15 protein-coding genes are annotated in these 14986 nt (G+C 62.1%); 2 read left to right on the forward strand and 13 right to left on the reverse strand.

Annotated elements, in window-relative coordinates:
• Positions 1–2 precede the first annotated feature (2 nt).
• Entirely contained in the window at positions 3–347 is a 345-nt protein-coding gene (locus DYZ14_RS19410) for a cupin domain-containing protein (protein WP_154722217.1), read from the forward strand.
• 66 nt (positions 348–413) lie between these two features.
• Complete coding sequence (locus DYZ14_RS19415; RefSeq protein ID WP_232365604.1) at positions 414–980, forward strand: carbon-nitrogen hydrolase family protein; 567 nt, start codon at positions 414–416, stop codon at positions 978–980.
• A 111-nt stretch (positions 981–1091) separates the two neighbouring features.
• Here the strand turns inward: DYZ14_RS19415 and DYZ14_RS19420 are convergent, their stop codons facing one another.
• From DYZ14_RS19420 to DYZ14_RS19480, 13 genes are all read right to left on the reverse strand, one after another.
• Positions 1092–2213 (reverse strand): AGE family epimerase/isomerase, encoded by a 1122-nt coding sequence (locus DYZ14_RS19420; RefSeq protein ID WP_154722218.1) that lies wholly within the window; start codon positions 2211–2213, stop codon positions 1092–1094.
• A 43-nt stretch (positions 2214–2256) separates the two neighbouring features.
• Entirely contained in the window at positions 2257–3570 is a 1314-nt protein-coding gene (locus DYZ14_RS19425) for a glycoside hydrolase family 130 protein (RefSeq protein WP_154722219.1), read from the reverse strand.
• 45 nt (positions 3571–3615) lie between these two features.
• Positions 3616–5895 carry a glycosyltransferase family 4 protein gene (locus DYZ14_RS19430; protein WP_154722220.1) on the reverse strand — a complete coding sequence of 760 codons (2280 nt, stop codon included), beginning with the start codon at positions 5893–5895 and terminating at the stop codon, positions 3616–3618.
• Positions 5896–6026: 131 nt separating this feature from the next.
• Entirely contained in the window at positions 6027–6290 is a 264-nt protein-coding gene (locus tag DYZ14_RS19435; RefSeq protein ID WP_154722221.1) for a hypothetical protein, read from the reverse strand.
• Between the two features lie 520 nt (positions 6291–6810).
• Complete coding sequence (locus tag DYZ14_RS19440) at positions 6811–7086, reverse strand: DUF1488 family protein (protein WP_154722222.1); 276 nt, start codon at positions 7084–7086, stop codon at positions 6811–6813.
• Entirely contained in the window at positions 7083–7328 is a 246-nt protein-coding gene (locus DYZ14_RS19445) for a hypothetical protein (protein ID WP_154722223.1), read from the reverse strand. The genes DYZ14_RS19440 and DYZ14_RS19445 overlap by 4 nt, the downstream gene beginning before the upstream one ends.
• Before the next feature lie 804 nt (positions 7329–8132).
• Positions 8133–8822, reverse strand: a complete 690-nt coding sequence (locus DYZ14_RS19450) for an autoinducer binding domain-containing protein (protein ID WP_195950042.1) — start codon at positions 8820–8822, stop codon at positions 8133–8135.
• A gap of 64 nt (positions 8823–8886) precedes the next feature.
• Entirely contained in the window at positions 8887–10137 is a 1251-nt protein-coding gene (locus DYZ14_RS19455) for an aminotransferase class I/II-fold pyridoxal phosphate-dependent enzyme (RefSeq protein WP_154722225.1), read from the reverse strand.
• 79 nt (positions 10138–10216) lie between these two features.
• Positions 10217–10936 (reverse strand): winged helix-turn-helix transcriptional regulator, encoded by a 720-nt coding sequence (locus tag DYZ14_RS19460; protein ID WP_154722226.1) that lies wholly within the window; start codon positions 10934–10936, stop codon positions 10217–10219.
• 76 nt (positions 10937–11012) lie between these two features.
• Complete coding sequence (locus DYZ14_RS19465) at positions 11013–12074, reverse strand: ABC transporter substrate-binding protein (RefSeq protein ID WP_154722227.1); 1062 nt, start codon at positions 12072–12074, stop codon at positions 11013–11015.
• 5 nt (positions 12075–12079) lie between these two features.
• Positions 12080–12793, reverse strand: coding sequence for an ABC transporter permease (locus DYZ14_RS19470; protein ID WP_154722252.1), 714 nt, complete (start codon positions 12791–12793; stop codon positions 12080–12082).
• 175 nt (positions 12794–12968) lie between these two features.
• Positions 12969–13856 carry an ABC transporter permease gene (locus tag DYZ14_RS19475; RefSeq protein ID WP_445292567.1) on the reverse strand — a complete coding sequence of 296 codons (888 nt, stop codon included), beginning with the start codon at positions 13854–13856 and terminating at the stop codon, positions 12969–12971.
• Complete coding sequence (locus tag DYZ14_RS19480; RefSeq protein ID WP_154722254.1) at positions 13853–14953, reverse strand: ABC transporter ATP-binding protein; 1101 nt, start codon at positions 14951–14953, stop codon at positions 13853–13855. The genes DYZ14_RS19475 and DYZ14_RS19480 overlap by 4 nt, the downstream gene beginning before the upstream one ends.
• Between the last annotated feature and the right edge of the window lie 33 nt (positions 14954–14986).

The raw sequence follows: 14986 nt of genomic DNA on the forward strand, positions 1-14986 counted from the left end.
TCATGACCAAGGAAAGAGACATTTTCGTTCGCGCCTCCGAGGGAGAGTGGACCGCGACCCCCGACGGCAACCGGCGCCGCGTGGTCTGCTTCACCGACGAACTGATGATGGTGGAGTTCGCCTTCGAAAAGGACGGCGAGGGCTGGATGCATTCGCACCCGCACGTGCAGTCGAGCTATGTGGCCGAGGGGGCCTTCGAGGTGACGATCGACGGCCGGACCGAGACGCTGGAAGCCGGCGACAGCTTCATCGTCCCTTCCGGTTTGTTGCACGGCGTGAAGGCGCTGGAAAAGGGCCGGCTGGTCGATTGCTTCACTCCGCACCGCGCGGACTTCCTGGGGCAGTAGTCGCTTCGGATGAGGCCGAGGACATCAGGCGTTCAATCGGGATGCTGACCCGCTTCACCGAGGAGCGTGACATTCTCGAAAGCTGTTTTCGAACGGATACAGCAGATTCGATCCTCAAGACGCCACCGCGCGTGTGCCTGGATCGATGGCGCTGTAGATTTGCAGGGAGCGTTTATTGAAAAATTCCGTGCCGCCGCGCGCAGAACAGAGATTGCTATTGTCGCAACCTTCCTAGAGAAGGCAGAGCCGAAACCTTTCAATTCTGCCGTTCTGATTGACTGCAACGGTGACATCGTAATTCATCAAAGAAAGCGGCATATCTGCTTTTTCGATGTGCCCGAAGAGGCCTGCGCGCCCGGGAATAGTTCTTCAGTTTTTCGTCTTGCCACTCGCCGGGGGCAGGTTGCCGTCGGGATCATGGTTTGCATGGATCGCGAGTTTCCGGATGTCGCATCCGATCTGGTTGGTTCCAGAGTGGAAATCGTCCCCGTGCCAAACAGTAGCTCTCTTGTCGATGATCTTGAGGTCGGTGACGTTCGCGTTGCCGGCGTTCGTGCAACAGCTTTTCAATCAGTGGTAGGAATCGCGGTCGCAAATTATCCCGAACCTAAAGACGACATTCCCTTGCTGTAGGTGCGTCGGGGCAGATGTTGGCAATGGGAGGCAAGCACGCTGCAGCGGTAAAGCTACCCCGCTCGACCTCCTCGATGAAGGCCATTGTGCTACTCATGTCGCGAAGCATTGCTATACTAGTTCGGCGACAGCCGTCCAGAGATGATAAAGTGAACTGGCCGGTATGGTCGAGCCGATGGGCTGGTTATTGAAATCCAGACGATCATGCCAGCAGCCCGTTGGCACATCCTGGAAATAAGAAGCCAGCATTTCGGAGGACAGCGTTTCAGCTTCGGCGAGATAGCTGCCGTCGTCGAGCCACCTGTGCTGGGTCAGCAGCGCTTTCAGCATCTCGACCTGTGGCCAGAGTCGTCGCGAAGTCACGACGGGCACGCCCGATGCCAAGACCTGGTCGACGAGGAAAGGGGAACCGCCCGAGCGGCCTATGCGCAAGGCGTTGGTGAGCAGATCGGCGCGAATCTCGTCGTGGCATGTCCGGGTCAGTGCGTCGTGGCGGCCGGTCAGCCATACCCATTCGCACATGTGTCCCGGCTCCAGCATCTGCGATCCGAACGTGTCGGCGATTTCCCAGCGTGGCCCGAAATTCTCATGCAGAAGATCGTGCGAACCGAGCAGAAAACGCGATTGCAGCAGGGCAAATGCCCCGGTTTCGGCCGGTCGATAGGTCGGCGTCCGGATTGTCTCGCACAGGGCAAGCGCCGCCTCGAGATAGTGCATGTGTGGGTTCTGCCGGCGGGGCAGCGTGCCGTCGCTGTCTTCGGCCCACCCGCCACAGGGGGCCTGTAATGTCCTGTCGATCGCAGCGATGGTCTCGTCGATCCGCCGTCGATATCCTTCCTTGCTCGTGACCGAGAGCAGCCAGGACAAGGCCAGCACCACGCAGGCATTGTCATAGAGATCCCTCACCGGATCGGTCACCGTTTCCGTCGACCGATCGAAGGCCCTGGCATAGCCCGAGCGCGCGCCGCTCACCCAGGCAACGCGGTGGAGGTTGGCGAACGCCCGTTCGGCCAGCGCAAGTGATGAGCGCGGGGCCACACCCAGGGCGCTTGCATGGGCATGCACATAGATCTGCCGGGCGATGGTGCGGGTTCGCACGACGCCGTCCAGCTGCGGCCGCCCGTTGAGCTCCAGATGCTCGACGAACTGGCCATGGCCTTCGTCAAAGCCGCTCGCACCCCATGTCGGCAGAATGGTTTCGAGAAACAGTGCCTTAAGCTGCGCCAGGCTCATGGCGGTGCCCCTGGCCGTTGTCGGCGGCTGTGCAAGGGATTGGTCATCCGGGGAATCCGGCCGGCTGCATCGTTTCCAGAAGCATGCTGATCTTCATTGTCGTGAAGTTCGAATAGGTATCCGACACAGCATAGGGCAATGCGATGAGGTCCCCATGCCGCATGGCGCCGCACGAATATACGACGTTGGGCACGTAGCCTTCGCGTTCGGTCGGTTCCGGTTGCAGCAGGGGATCGACCGTGCGAGCGAGGATGATGCTCGGGTCGCCCTTGTCGAGCAGGGTCACGCCGATCGAATAGCGACGCATGGGCCCGACACCGTGGGTGAAGAGCAGCCAGCCCTCATCGATCTCGACCGGCGAGCCGCAATTGCCGATCTGCACGAACTGCCAGGCGAATTCGGGCTTCATCAGCAATTGGCCCTCGTCCCAATTGTGCAGGTCGTCCGAATAGAGCAGGAAGAGGTTCTCGCTGTCCTGACGCGCGATCATCGCATAACGCCCGTTGATCCGCCGGGGAAACAGCGCCATGCCCTTGTTGCGGGCGGCCGGACCGCGCAGCGGCGTCAGGGTGAAGTTGAGGAAATCCTGCGTTTCCAGAAGCTCGGACCGGATCCCCGCGCCGTTATAGGCCGTGTAGGTCGCGTAATAGACGGTCTTGCCCTCATCCTCGAAGGCGACGAAGCGCGCGTCCTCGATCCCGTTCGACTGCGCTTCAGTCACCGGAAAGATCACCCGCTCGCTGAGGTCGCTCTCCTCCTTGAAGCTGATGCCGATGCAGCCGGCCGGAGCGAGGCCGTCATTGGCATGAATGTCCGGCAGCCCCGCCAACCGCACCGGCGCGTCGATCGCCACAGCCCCCTCCGCATCGATCATTCCCGTGCGAAAGGTCAGGGAGCTGATGTGGCCTTCGCCGACGGCTCTGAGGCTGAGGATCAACCGTCGGCTGCCTTCCGCGACATTCGACTGGTCGGGATGAGGCACGATGCTGGGATTGAACAGCGCGGCCGATTCGAACGAATATTCGTTCATGAAATAGGCGCCGATCAGTTGCCTTTGTTGCTGGCTGAAGGCGGGGTGATGGGCAAAGGCGTTCTCCATTGCATCGGCACGCAGCTCGAACTGGCGCAACAGGTTGCGATGCCGTCCCTCGAAATTGTCGAGGATGTCGTGCAACTGGTGGGTCGTCGCCACGGCATCGAGTGTCAGCACGCGATCGACGATTTCATTGGCCCGCGTCTTGTCGCGCGGGTTGAGGTGTTGCGGCTCTGTCGAGGGTTTGAACGGCCGCACGATGACCCGCGTCGGATCGGGTTTCAGATAGAGCGCTTGCCGATTGAGAAGGCTGGATTGGGCCAAGGAAGTTCCTTTGGTTTGGTGATCACAGAAAAGAAGGACGGCGCATCAAGATGATTGCCGAAACTCGGAGGGCTGGGGCACCGGACGCACCAGGCGGGAGGCGCGACCGATCTCGGCGCAGGAGATGAGGTAGCAGAGCACGGATTCCGCCCCACGGTTCTCGTTCGGGCGGTCGGGGTGCAGCCCGTCGCGGCAGCTTCCGGTTTCCGGATCGACGAGCGAGATGCCGTGGTCATTGCCGCCGGTGAACCAGTTGAAGGTGCGGAACGCCGTTTCCAGCCAGGACTTGTCTGTCGTCGCCGCATCCGCGGCCAGGCAGGCCGAAATGGTCGCCGTCGCCTCGACCGGCTGCTGATCGAACAGCCTCGGCGCGTCGCCCAGGTCGAAGAAACCGTCTGTGCCGATCGGCCGGAACCGTCCGTTCTCGCCGGTTTGCTGCGTCATCAGCCAGCGCAGGGTCCTGAGGCCACACGCGACGAAATGCGCCGTGCCCGTCGCCAGGCCGGCGAGGATGAGCGCCTGCGGCAGACGGGCATTCTCGTAGGAGAGCCCTTCCTCGAACCAGTGCCGGTCACCACTCGAAACGCGCCGTTCCAGGTCGACCAGCCGCTCGGCCAACTGCAGCCGCAGGGCCTGGCTGGACTGGTCTTCCGGGTTGGCCCGGCAATAGGCGTCAAGCCCGATCAGCGCAAAGGCCCACGCGCGCGGCGAATGAAAGTCGAGCACCGTGGGTATCGCCTGAGCGAAGAGCGAGCTTGCCCAGCGGCGACGGAGCCGGTCGTTATCGGAGAGCGCGCAGACGCCGAGCGCCCAGAGCGTGCGGCCATGGCTGTCCTCCGAGCCCTGCTGTTCCAGCCAACGCCGATCGAAGCTCATGAAATTGCGAAAGCGATGGAGGTCCGCGTTCCAGGCATGCTGGATGAAGGCTGCGAAGGAGGCGGTTCGCCGTTCGGATATGCCGGTTTCCCCCGCGGTCGCCAGATGCGTGGCAAGGACCAGGGCCCTGGCATTGTCGTCCACGCAGTAGCCATGCGCCCTGTCCGGCACGGAATAGACCGCGTGCTGGACGATGCCGGTGTCGTCGCACATGGTATGAAAATGTCCGAGCTTCAGCGATGTGATCTGCGGCGGTCTGGTGATCCGCTGGGCGACGAGATCACTGACCAGGCGCGGCCGGTAGGCGCTGCGGGCCTTCTCCACGCTGTCCAGGTAAAGCGATGCGACCTGCGACCAGATCATCGACCGGCCGGTGTCATAGGCGGCCCGACGCATGGCCATGCGCCTGTCGTCGCTACCGAGCAGGGAGGCGATCGCCTGGCCGGTCGCGCCCGCATCGCCGAAGGGCACGAGCATGCCGCGCCCCTGGTCGAGCAGTTCCTGGGCGTGCCAGTAGGGCGTCGACACGACCGCGCTGCCCATGCCGAAACTATAGGCCAGCGTGCCCGACGTCATCTGCGCCTCGTCGAGATAGGGCGTGACATAGACGTCGCACATGGCGATGAAATCGAGCAGTGTGGGGACGTCCACGAACTGGTTGAGGAAGACGACCGACTGGCCGACCCCGATCTGCTCGGCCCGTGCGCCAAGACGGTCACGATAGGCCTCGCCCTCCTGGCGCAGGAGATTGGGATGGGTGGCGCCGAGCACGACGTAGAGCGCATCCGGGCGCTGCGCCAGGATCGCAGGCATGGCATCGATGACGACTTCGATCCCCTTGTTGGGCGACAGAAGGCCGAAGGTCAGGATGACCGGACGGCCGGCATAACCATGCTTGGCCTTGGCCAGCTCCGGATCATGAAATGGGCGGTCAGGAATGCCGTGGGCGATGACGTCGATCTTGGCAGGATCCACGCCATAGACACTCTCGAGCAGGGCCCGACCCTTCTGTGCCATGGCAACCACCCGGCTCGAGGCGCCCGCAACCTTCTGCAGCACCCGCAACTGGCCCGGCGTCGGCTCGGCCAGGATGGTGTGCAGGGTGGTGATGACGGGAACACGCAGCTGCGAGAGGAGCGTCAGGATGAACTCGCCGTCCGGTCCGCCGAAGATGCCGAACTCGTGCTGCAGCGAGACTGCATCATAGCCGCCATTGTTGAGGATGCGGGCGGCCGTGCCATAGTCCTCGATCTCCCCGTCACGGATTTCGAACACGACGTCCTGCGGATAGGCATAGTGGAGCTTGTCGTCGGTCATCGCGATGATGCGCGTCTCGACGCCGCGATCGGAGGCAGCCAGCGCGTGGCTGAGGTCGGTGGTGAAGGTTGCGATGCCGCACTGCCTTGGGAGCGAGTTGCCAATGAATGCTACGCGCCTGGACTTGGTCATTGGAGGTTCCCTTCAGAACGGTGTCGTCGCTGGTCGGGAACGCCCGATTTTCCCCGACTGGGAACATGCGACTGTGGCCTTGGCATCATGCCTCCGGCGCGGACGGTGTGGCCCGCCGGACGGATCGTCACTCAGTGCGAGGCGTTGGCATCGGCCTGGTCTCGTGCCATCGCCGCCTCCAACTCGTCGCCGTCGACGGCGATCCGGCTTGTCGTCAGCCCGGCACGAATTTCGATCACGGTCGCGGTGCGCTTGTAAGCGAGCCAGGAAATCCCGGTGATCTGCTCCTCGTCGTCCTGCACCTGATAGTCGCCGGCCGGCTGGAGCCCTTCCAGGCCGAACAGGGCGAAGGGACGATCGAAATGGACAATGCGTGTCTTGGTCCGAATGAACATGTGCTGAGCTTTCTCTAGGTCCTGGCGCAATTGCCCTGCCTGCACTGCACGAAATGCTCTGTCAGCCCCGCTTGTCCGGGGCTTTCGGCGATGATGTCCGCCGTTTCCACTAGTGCGCCGAGCCAGCACCAAAGGACGCACGACCGACCCGCACTGCGGTTTGCTCCTGTCGTCCGAACAGACAGCGTGGCCACGAGCCTGCAAGGTTTCTTACGGTCCCGCAGTAACGCCGGTCTGGAACGTCTTCACCGTGCGCAGAGCATCGGCCGTTGGCCGGTCCCGAACATACGGGAATTCATTGGCCGCCAATTGCGGCCCCGACCTCGTGGCATGCCTTCGTCAAAACCGCGCATGGGGCGTCGATCGATGGCACAAACGGGCATGTCTGATTGGCGACCTTGGTCGGCTACCATGATCTGCGGCTGCCGGTCTTGGCTCGTCCCGTCGCGCGGCATGGGGCGATTTCCATACCTGCGAGGGGCAGTCTGAAATAGTTCGGAGACTGTCTTCGGTGCACGTCTCAAGCGCTCCGTCCGAAGCTTGTCGGATCGAGCTCGATCATATCCCTGCGTCGCGATTCATAGGCCTTGCGTGCCACCTGGAAGATGTCTTTGCGCTTGCCGTCGAACGCAGAAAGGTAGTCCGTCTCGGTCGGCATCCGCGTGATCAGGTCGTCTGCCAGGATTGAAACCGGCAGGAAGAAACGAATTTGCGTGAGACCGTCGTGACCGACGAAGCGCACGCTGTGCCGACTTTCGTCATAGCTGCGAGATGGGTTGGGGAATGAGAGGGTCATATGTTCGCCTCGCGGGAAGGGGCGAGCAGGATCCCGGCCAACAGAGCGCGCTGTGCCAGGGCAGAACGCATATCCACGAGGCTACGAGCACCCTGTTGATGTTGTGCAATTACGAAACGCGCAGCATCCCGATCGCGGTCGGTCATGGGGTCAGCATAACTGAACCCAGCACCCGTCAGCACTTCGCGTAGGCGGCTTATGTCACTGGAACTGATAGATCCGTAGAAATCGTCGGAAGACATGAAGTCCTCCTCACTTGGGGCCAGGGTGCGTGCCGCCCCGAAAGTGACAGTGCCCGTGCAATGGCTGTCACTTTTGTGAATATGGTGGCGCCACTAAAAATAGCAAGTCCGAAAAAAATAAACTCTTGGGTGCGGCGAAGCGGGTTGTCGCGCTCACGACACAAGTTTTCACCTTGCTCGAGGACCTGCTGAAGCCGGCGTCTCGCTGCCTCGTCCGGCAGGAGACCGAGCGCGCGAGCGGATGAGTGACAAGATCGTCCTCGTTACAGGTAACGATGAGCGTGGCGGCCTCGTCTGTTATTTTCCCTCCGCGAGCGATCGTAATGCCACATTTGGGCCCTGGCTTTGGACATCAGTCAACAGCATGGGCCGCTCCGTCAGTTCCTTGCCCGTTCCGGCACCAATATTCGAGTTCGGCCCGCCATCACATAGTCGCGAATGGACTCGTTCGCGACCATAATCCCAGCAGGTTGGGTGTCGGCAATCGCCATCCCGAACTCGGAAGCTGCCAGTCGGCTGACGGCCTCGAGTCGGCCATTCCGCGACGCCACAGTCATGGCGCGATTGGAAAATTGATACTTATCGAAATCATATCGACAGGGTCGGTTGCTTGATTCCCGTCAAGGCGAAGACGCCGGCAGGCATTTGCTCGAGCCAGCTGCGGTTCACGCGCAATGACAGCTTTGCGCCCCCGCATTCCGCCTTTCAGGAAACCGCCAGACGTTCCCGGAAGCAGACGCAACGATCTCATATGGAGCAGGCAAAGCGGTATCGAAACGAGTGGCCGGATGCGGCGGCCGGGCGTCAGATCAACCCAAATCTTGTTGCTATCGCCGTGGCCTGGGGCAGGGTCCCGGCGTCCAGGACCTTGCGTGCCTTATTGAGATGAAAGGCGACTGTGGCATGGGTCATCTCCTCCATCGTCGCGATATCCTGCATGGTTTTGCCCTCGGCGGTCCACCGCAGGCAGAGCGCTTGCCTTGGTGTCAGACTGGAGACGGAGCGAGACGGCTTGCGCATCGCCTTTCCCCGAAGGCAGCAATGGAGCTGGGCAATGGCTGTGGCGGCAACGAGGTCGTCGACATGCCGGCCGGCAAGGCGCTCGTGCTCCCGAGCCGTGAAGCTGAAAATGGCCAGATGACCGAAGCCGATTCTGACCGGTACGGACAAGCCGCAATTCAGCCCGTGGTCTCGCGCGGCGAGGAGCTGATCCTCCATGCGGCGACGACCGGCCACCTGAAACTCGTCGAGGTTCCAGGTAAAGGCGCGCATGCATCGCCGCCCCGCCCGGAGGACGGGATCACTGAGTGACCAGTCTTCCAGAAGGTAGCGTTGCTGCCAGTTCGTCGCCACATTGGACATCATCTCGGCGCTGGAGGCGTGCAGGTTGAGGTAGACAAAATTGTCAAACCCCGCTCGTCTTGCAACACGTCCGAGCTCGCGCTTCAGCTCCTCGACATCGGGCGAGGAGGAGGCCAGATCGATGATCCTCAAGAACCACTTGTCGAGGCACTTCGTCCCATGGGCAAGGACGCGTGTGTCTGGCCGGCGCTGCATGCTAGGTGCTCCGCAGGATCTCGCGGCGAATGTCCCCAATCGCATCGCAGAGGCCGCGGATGTCATCTTCCTCGTGAGTGGCGGAGAGGCAGATCCTCAGTCCTGCCTCTCCGCGTGCGACTGTCGGGAAGAAGATCGCGGATGTGAAATAGCCCTTCTCGAGAAGCGCGCGCGCCGCGTGAACCGCACGCAGCTCGTCGCCGAACCGGACGGTGCGGATCGGAAGGTCGCTCGGGCCGCCGTCGGACGGCAGCAGGTGGTCGAGGAGAGCGAGGTTTCGACGCAGGCCAGCCTGTCTCGATGCGAGTTCCGCCGTCCGGTGGATGGACGCCGAGGCCCGGGCCGCGCCGATCGCGGCAGTATTGAGTGAGGCGGAAAAGGCATAAGCTATGGAAAAACGCCTGAAGAGGAGCTCCTGGGTGGCGGTACCCAGCATCAGGATGCCGCCGGATGCACCAAAGCCTTTGCCGAGGGAGGCGGCTACAATTGTCCTGTCCCCGAGATCGTCAAAGACCGACCGGGCAAAGCCGCCGCCCCGCTCACCATAAAGGGAGATCCCGTGAGCGTCATCGATATAAACGAAAAGTCCGTAACGCTCCTGCAGGTCGCGAAGCTGTGATAGCGGCGCGCAACCGCCCATCGAATAGACACCATCGCACACATAGGCGACCTGTGGATGGCTGCGGCAAAGCGCTTCGAGCACTGCAAGGTCATTGTGGGGAATCGTTTCGACAGCCGTTTCTGCTGCGACCGTCGCCTTGTGGTAGGCGAGGGTGGCATGGGCCTGGCGGTCGAAGGCGACCAGTGGCCTGCGGCCCTCCGTCAGGTGACCGGAGGCGAGCAGCGGAAGCGCGCTCATGTTGGCGGCCAGCACGGTGGTATAGGTCAGAACGCGCGCATCGAATAGATCCGACAGGTCTTCCTCGAGTTCACCGAGCGAGCGAAAATTGAGGCGTGTCCTCGCGCAGGACCAGTGAAGCGTGCCCGCATCCTCCACGGCAGTGGCCGCGCCTGCGGCGATTGCCGGATGATTGTCGAGGCCAAGATAGGAGCAACGGACGAAATCGATGATGCGCGCCCCGCTTTGTTGAAGCTCCACGGCACGGCCAGGGCGTGGCGTTGCATAAAGCGCCATCACGCCCTGGTAATGGGCCGCGTCGAAACTTGGCCCGGCGCTGGAGATCATCGCGGCGGTGTTGCGGAACCGCGGGACACCGGATGGATCGAGCGGCGTCTTGGGGACATGGGGCATAGCAGGCTCCGTAGCTGTCGATGCGGCGATTGAGCCATGCCCGGCAGACGGAAACAACGAAGCGCGTCTAAAGGAAGGGTCAAGTTTGTCCGAAGAAAGACTCGGGATCGATGACGAAACCGTTCGAGCGTATTGTCTGGATCACGTCGTGCCCTGTCACTGCCCGCAGATGCCGCCTGAGTTTGCCGATATGGACATCGACCGTGCGATGGTCGACATGGCGCTGGCCGGGCCACGCGGCTGTCACCAGGTCATCGCGATCACGCACCCTTCCGGGTTCTTCAAGCAGACGCCGGAGCAGGCGGAATTCGATGGGACTGAGATGGGTCTGCGCGGCGGCGGAACGAAGCATGCGCCGATCGTCGTCGATCTCAAGGTTGCCATAACGTCGGATGCCCGGCGCGGACCTGGTCTCTCCGTCCGTCAAGGTGCTGCCCCCTGGACGTATCGCCCGAAGGCACATCAGCAGATGTTCCGGCGAAACGGGGCGCATGAAGACCTGGTCTATGCCGGAGCTGAGGAGTTGAAGAACGTCCTGTGCCTGCTGCGCCGGGACCATGGCGATGAGCGGTGGCAGCGCGGAGTCGGATACCTGCCTGATCGCCTTGCAGAAGGCGAGTGTCTCCTGCGCAATTCCCGTACAATCGATGATGATCGCAAGGGTCCTGGAGATCTCCGAGGCGCCCAAGGCCTCGGCATCTTCGGCAATCAGGGGCGCAAAGCCGGCGCCAGCCAGAATGTGGCCCATCAGCAAGGAGAAATCAGGGTCCCGGGAATGAATGACGACCAGGTCGGTCATGGCGGTTTTCCTCCGATGGCTTCACGGGCCGGTCAGCCGATGATTGCGGCTGACCGGAGCCCAGGCTTGGCCTGTATTAGCGCACCCACGCATTCCAGCGCTGCAGAAGCATCTGGGCGTTCTGATTGATCCATTCTGCGTCGGGAACGATGATGCTTTCCCGCAGTTCAGCCGTGGTGGGCATGGAATTGCGCGCCGCCTCCGACATGAGGGCGATGGCCTCGCTGCTCGGGGGTGTGCACGACAGCCTGTCACAAGCCTTCGCCTGCGCGGAGGGATGGTCGAGCCAGTAAGCAATGAGCTTGAGGGCATTGGCCTTGTTGGGGGCGCCTCTGACCACGGCGATCCTGTCGCCCACCAGGAAGGCCGCCTTGTATGACCAGGCGATCGGCAGCCCCTCGCTCTGCATGGCCTTGGCCCGCGTCAGCCAGATCTGTCCGAGATCGTATTCCCGGTTGCGGAAACCCTGAACGCTCTGGTCGCCGGTCTTCCACCACAGGGTGACCTCGTCGCGGATCTGATCCAGCTTGCGAAACGCACGGTCGACATCGAGCGGGAAGAGCGCCTCGCGGCTGACGCCATCGGCAAGAAGAGCCGCGGCGAGCACGCGCCAGGGATCGTCGAAGTTGGGAAACGCCCTTCCTCCGGGAAAAGCCGCGGTGTTCCACATGTCCGCCCAGGTCGCGGGTGCCGCGTTCGTCTCGTCTTTGCGATAGGCAAGAAGGGTCGCAGTGGACTGGAGCAGGGCTCCTCCGGCTGCACAGGCGTTGGGCGCGAGATCGGATCGCGACTCGTAAGCCTGGCAAAATCCGGAAAGGTCTTCGGTGACCGCCCGATGGGCTTCGGAGGCCGCCTGGATCTCACCGTCGAGATAGAGATCCCATGCCACATTGCCTGCCTTGACCATCGCCGCCGCCTTGGCGCGCATTTGTGCATTGGTTGCTGACACGACTGTTACAACAATTCCGGTTTCGGCGGTGAAAGGATCGAACCATGCTTCCCTGAGGGCTTCGTCGTAGACCCCGCCCGTCGATGCGATGACGACCTGCTCTTGCGACCGCGCCTGGAGGGTGCCCATCGAAAACAGCATCGCTGTCAGGCAGAGGATGCGACGGGCGGTGGATTGTCTTGACGTCATTTCGGCTACTCCTGGGGGTTCGAGGTGGTTCGGGACAGGGATGAAAGGACTTGTGCGACACCGATCAGGGCGAGCGAGGCGAGAACCGTGACCGTCGATGCCGCCGCAATGACGGGGGTCAGGTTGAAGTCGATGTCTTCGAACATCTTCCGGCTGATGGTCATTCCGGTGACGTCGGAAATGAAGAAGGCGACAGTGGCCTCGTCGAAGGAGGCCAGGAAGGCGAACACGGCGCCAGAGAAGATCCCCGGAATGATATTTGGGAGCGTCACGTGGAAGAAGGTCTGGATGCGGCTGGCGCCGCAGTTGAGACTTGCCAGTTCGAGCGCCGGATCGAGCCGCTGCAACGCCGCAGTCACGGTGATCACGACGAAAGGCACTGCAATCACGGTATGTCCGATAAGGAAGCCGGTCAGGCTGCCGGTGAGCTTCAGAGGCGCGAATACCAGATAGAGTGCCACGCCGAGGACGATGTGAGGCACGATCATCGGTGCGAGCGAGAGCGCCTGTAGAAGGCCCTTGAACGGCATGTCGCCGCGAACCAGGGCAAGAGCGGTCATGGTACCGACGACTGTCGCCGTGATGCAGGTCGAGGCGGCGATCTTGAGGCTGAACCAGGTTGCGGCCATCCACTCGACGTCTCCGAAGAATGCTCTGTACCAGCCGAGTGTCACACCCTGAGGCGGGAAGACGAGATGGGCCGTGGTGCTCAGCGACATCGGTATGACGATCAGCGTTGGCAGCAGCAGAAAAACGAGAAGCGCGCCGACAAGCAGCGTGCGCAGGATACGGGTGAGCGTCGCAAGGCCCTCAACGCCGCGGTCCGCGACCGCTTCTCGTGCGCCGGCCTCCTGGCCGGCCGCCGGCTTTTGGCGATGTCCGTTGATGGTGCGGTCAATGTACACTTTGGAACCCCTTGCTTGTGGAAATTGCCCTGCGAAAGATGATGACGATGAAAAGCGTGGCGCCGAGAAGAACGGTCGACAGGGCCGCTGCGAACGGCCAGTCGAGCAGCACCGTGGTCTGTTGCCCGATCAAGGTCGCCATCAACAGGGATCCGGGGCCGCCGAGCAGAGCGGGCGTGATGTAGAAGCCGAGTGCCATCACGAAACAGAGCACGGTTCCGGCAAAGACGCCCGGCAGGCTGAGCGGCAGTGTAATCAGGAGGAAGGCGCGAACCGGTCCGGCGCCGAGATTGGTGGCGGCGCGCACGAGATCCGGCGGCAGGGACCTCAGTGTCGCGTAAATCGGAAGGATGGCAAACGGTAACAGGATGTGGGTCATGCCGAGAACGACCGCAGCCTGGGTATAGAGGATTTTCACGGGATGATCGCCAAGTCCTGCCGCACCAAGCAGGCTGTTCAATGCGCCGTTCCGCTGCAGCAGGATGATCCAGGCATAGGAGCGGATCAAAACCGAGGTCCACAAGGGGATGAACACGCAGGCTCCCACAAGAACGGCTGCCTTCCCTTTGAGGTTGTTCATTGCATAGGCGACGGGATAGCCGAGCACGATGCAAAGCACAGTGACACAAGCCGCGGTCGCGCCCGTTACCGCGAACACCTCAAGGTATAGGGTGTCGTCGAGAAGCCTCTGATAGTTTGCCGCGCCATCTGCAAAACTCAGTGCCACCAGCCTCCAGACAGGGAGAAGGAAACCGATGCCGACGATTGCGAGTAGGGGCAGCACGAGTGCCACAGATACGGCCGGCGATAGACGGCCCGCATGACCGCTATGGACGAACCGCCTCGCGGTCTCTTGGAACAGGCGGGCCGGGGTCACAGGCGCCTCCCGGTTTGCGCGGAAAAAAGCTGGAGCCGGTCGGGGGACAGGTAGAGCGTCAGTGGCTCGCCCGCCGACGGAATGCTCGTTTCGCCGGCAAGCGTGACCCGGACGGTCAGGCCGTCCATCGCCTTCAGCCGCACATGAGCGACGCGGTGTGCGCCGGAAAAGACAACGGCTTCGACCGTACCGGGCAGCGAAGTCTGTTCCGTGCCTGGCGTCGCGGAAATCGCTATATGCTCGGGTCTCGCGGCGACGGAAACGGCGCTTCCGACCGGGGCCTTTGCGCGTTTCGCAGCCTTGACGACCGGGCCACCGGCAAGGCGAACAAGCGAATGGTCGCGCTCATCGCCGACGATCACGCCCGGGATGAAGTTGATGGTGCCGACAAAGTCGGCGATGAAGGCGGTGTTGGGGTTCGCGTAGAGCTCGAAGGGCTGGCCGATCTGTTCGAGACGACCGTTATGCATGACGGCGACGCGATCCGACAGGGTAAGGGCTTCCTCCTGGTCATGGGTGACATAGATGATTGTGGCGCCGAGGCGTCGCTGCAACTGCTTGATCTCGAGCTGCATCGCCTCCCTCAGCTTCTTGTCGAGTGCCCCTAGCGGTTCATCCATGAGAAGGATGGGCGGGTCGAAGACCAAGGCCCGCCCGACCGCAACGCGCTGCTGCTGTCCGCCTGATAGCTGGTGAGGCAATCGATGGCCCAACTTGGTCAGTTGCACCATGTCAAGCATGGCATCGACCCGGGCGCCGATGTCCGACCGCGCGGCCTTCGAACGCATCCGGAGCGGGAATTCAAGGTTCTTGCGGACCGTCATGTGCGGAAACAGCGCGTATTTCTGGAAGACCATGCCGATATTGCGCCGGTTCGGCGCAAGGCCGGTGATATCGACGTCGCCGATCAACACTGAGCCCGTGGTCGGGCGTTCGAAACCTGCAATCATTGTGAGCAGTGTCGTCTTGCCGGATCCGGACGGGCCGACGATCGATACGAACTCACCTGCACCGATCTCGAGGTCGGTTCCATGGACTGCGCAAATGCGTTCGTAATTCTTGGTTATGCCGCGAAGCGAAAGGCTTTGTCCTATCAATTCAGTCCCCTTCTTCTGTTTTCTGTTTAGGAA

The sequence above is a fragment of the Ciceribacter sp. T2.26MG-112.2 genome (assembly GCF_900492205.1).
Lineage (GTDB): Bacteria > Pseudomonadota > Alphaproteobacteria > Rhizobiales > Rhizobiaceae > Allorhizobium > Allorhizobium naphthalenivorans_A.

What these genes read in the sequence shown, in the direction of transcription:
- DYZ14_RS19440 (WP_154722222.1), bottom strand. Translation starts at nt 7,086, where the DNA reads ATGACCCTCTCATTCCCCAACCCATCTCGCAGCTATGACGAAAGTCGG.
- DYZ14_RS19420 (WP_154722218.1), bottom strand. Translation starts at nt 2,213, where the DNA reads ATGAGCCTGGCGCAGCTTAAGGCACTGTTTCTCGAAACCATTCTGCCG.
- DYZ14_RS19435 (WP_154722221.1), bottom strand. Translation starts at nt 6,290, where the DNA reads ATGTTCATTCGGACCAAGACACGCATTGTCCATTTCGATCGTCCCTTC.
- DYZ14_RS19465 (WP_154722227.1), bottom strand. Translation starts at nt 12,074, where the DNA reads ATGACGTCAAGACAATCCACCGCCCGTCGCATCCTCTGCCTGACAGCG.
- DYZ14_RS19445 (WP_154722223.1), bottom strand. Translation starts at nt 7,328, where the DNA reads ATGTCTTCCGACGATTTCTACGGATCTATCAGTTCCAGTGACATAAGC.
- DYZ14_RS19455 (WP_154722225.1), bottom strand. Translation starts at nt 10,137, where the DNA reads ATGCCCCATGTCCCCAAGACGCCGCTCGATCCATCCGGTGTCCCGCGG.
- DYZ14_RS19410 (WP_154722217.1), top strand. Translation starts at nt 3, where the DNA reads ATGACCAAGGAAAGAGACATTTTCGTTCGCGCCTCCGAGGGAGAGTGG.
- DYZ14_RS19470 (WP_154722252.1), bottom strand. Translation starts at nt 12,793, where the DNA reads ATGTCGCTGAGCACCACGGCCCATCTCGTCTTCCCGCCTCAGGGTGTG.
- DYZ14_RS19460 (WP_154722226.1), bottom strand. Translation starts at nt 10,936, where the DNA reads ATGACCGACCTGGTCGTCATTCATTCCCGGGACCCTGATTTCTCCTTG.
- DYZ14_RS19430 (WP_154722220.1), bottom strand. Translation starts at nt 5,895, where the DNA reads ATGACCAAGTCCAGGCGCGTAGCATTCATTGGCAACTCGCTCCCAAGG.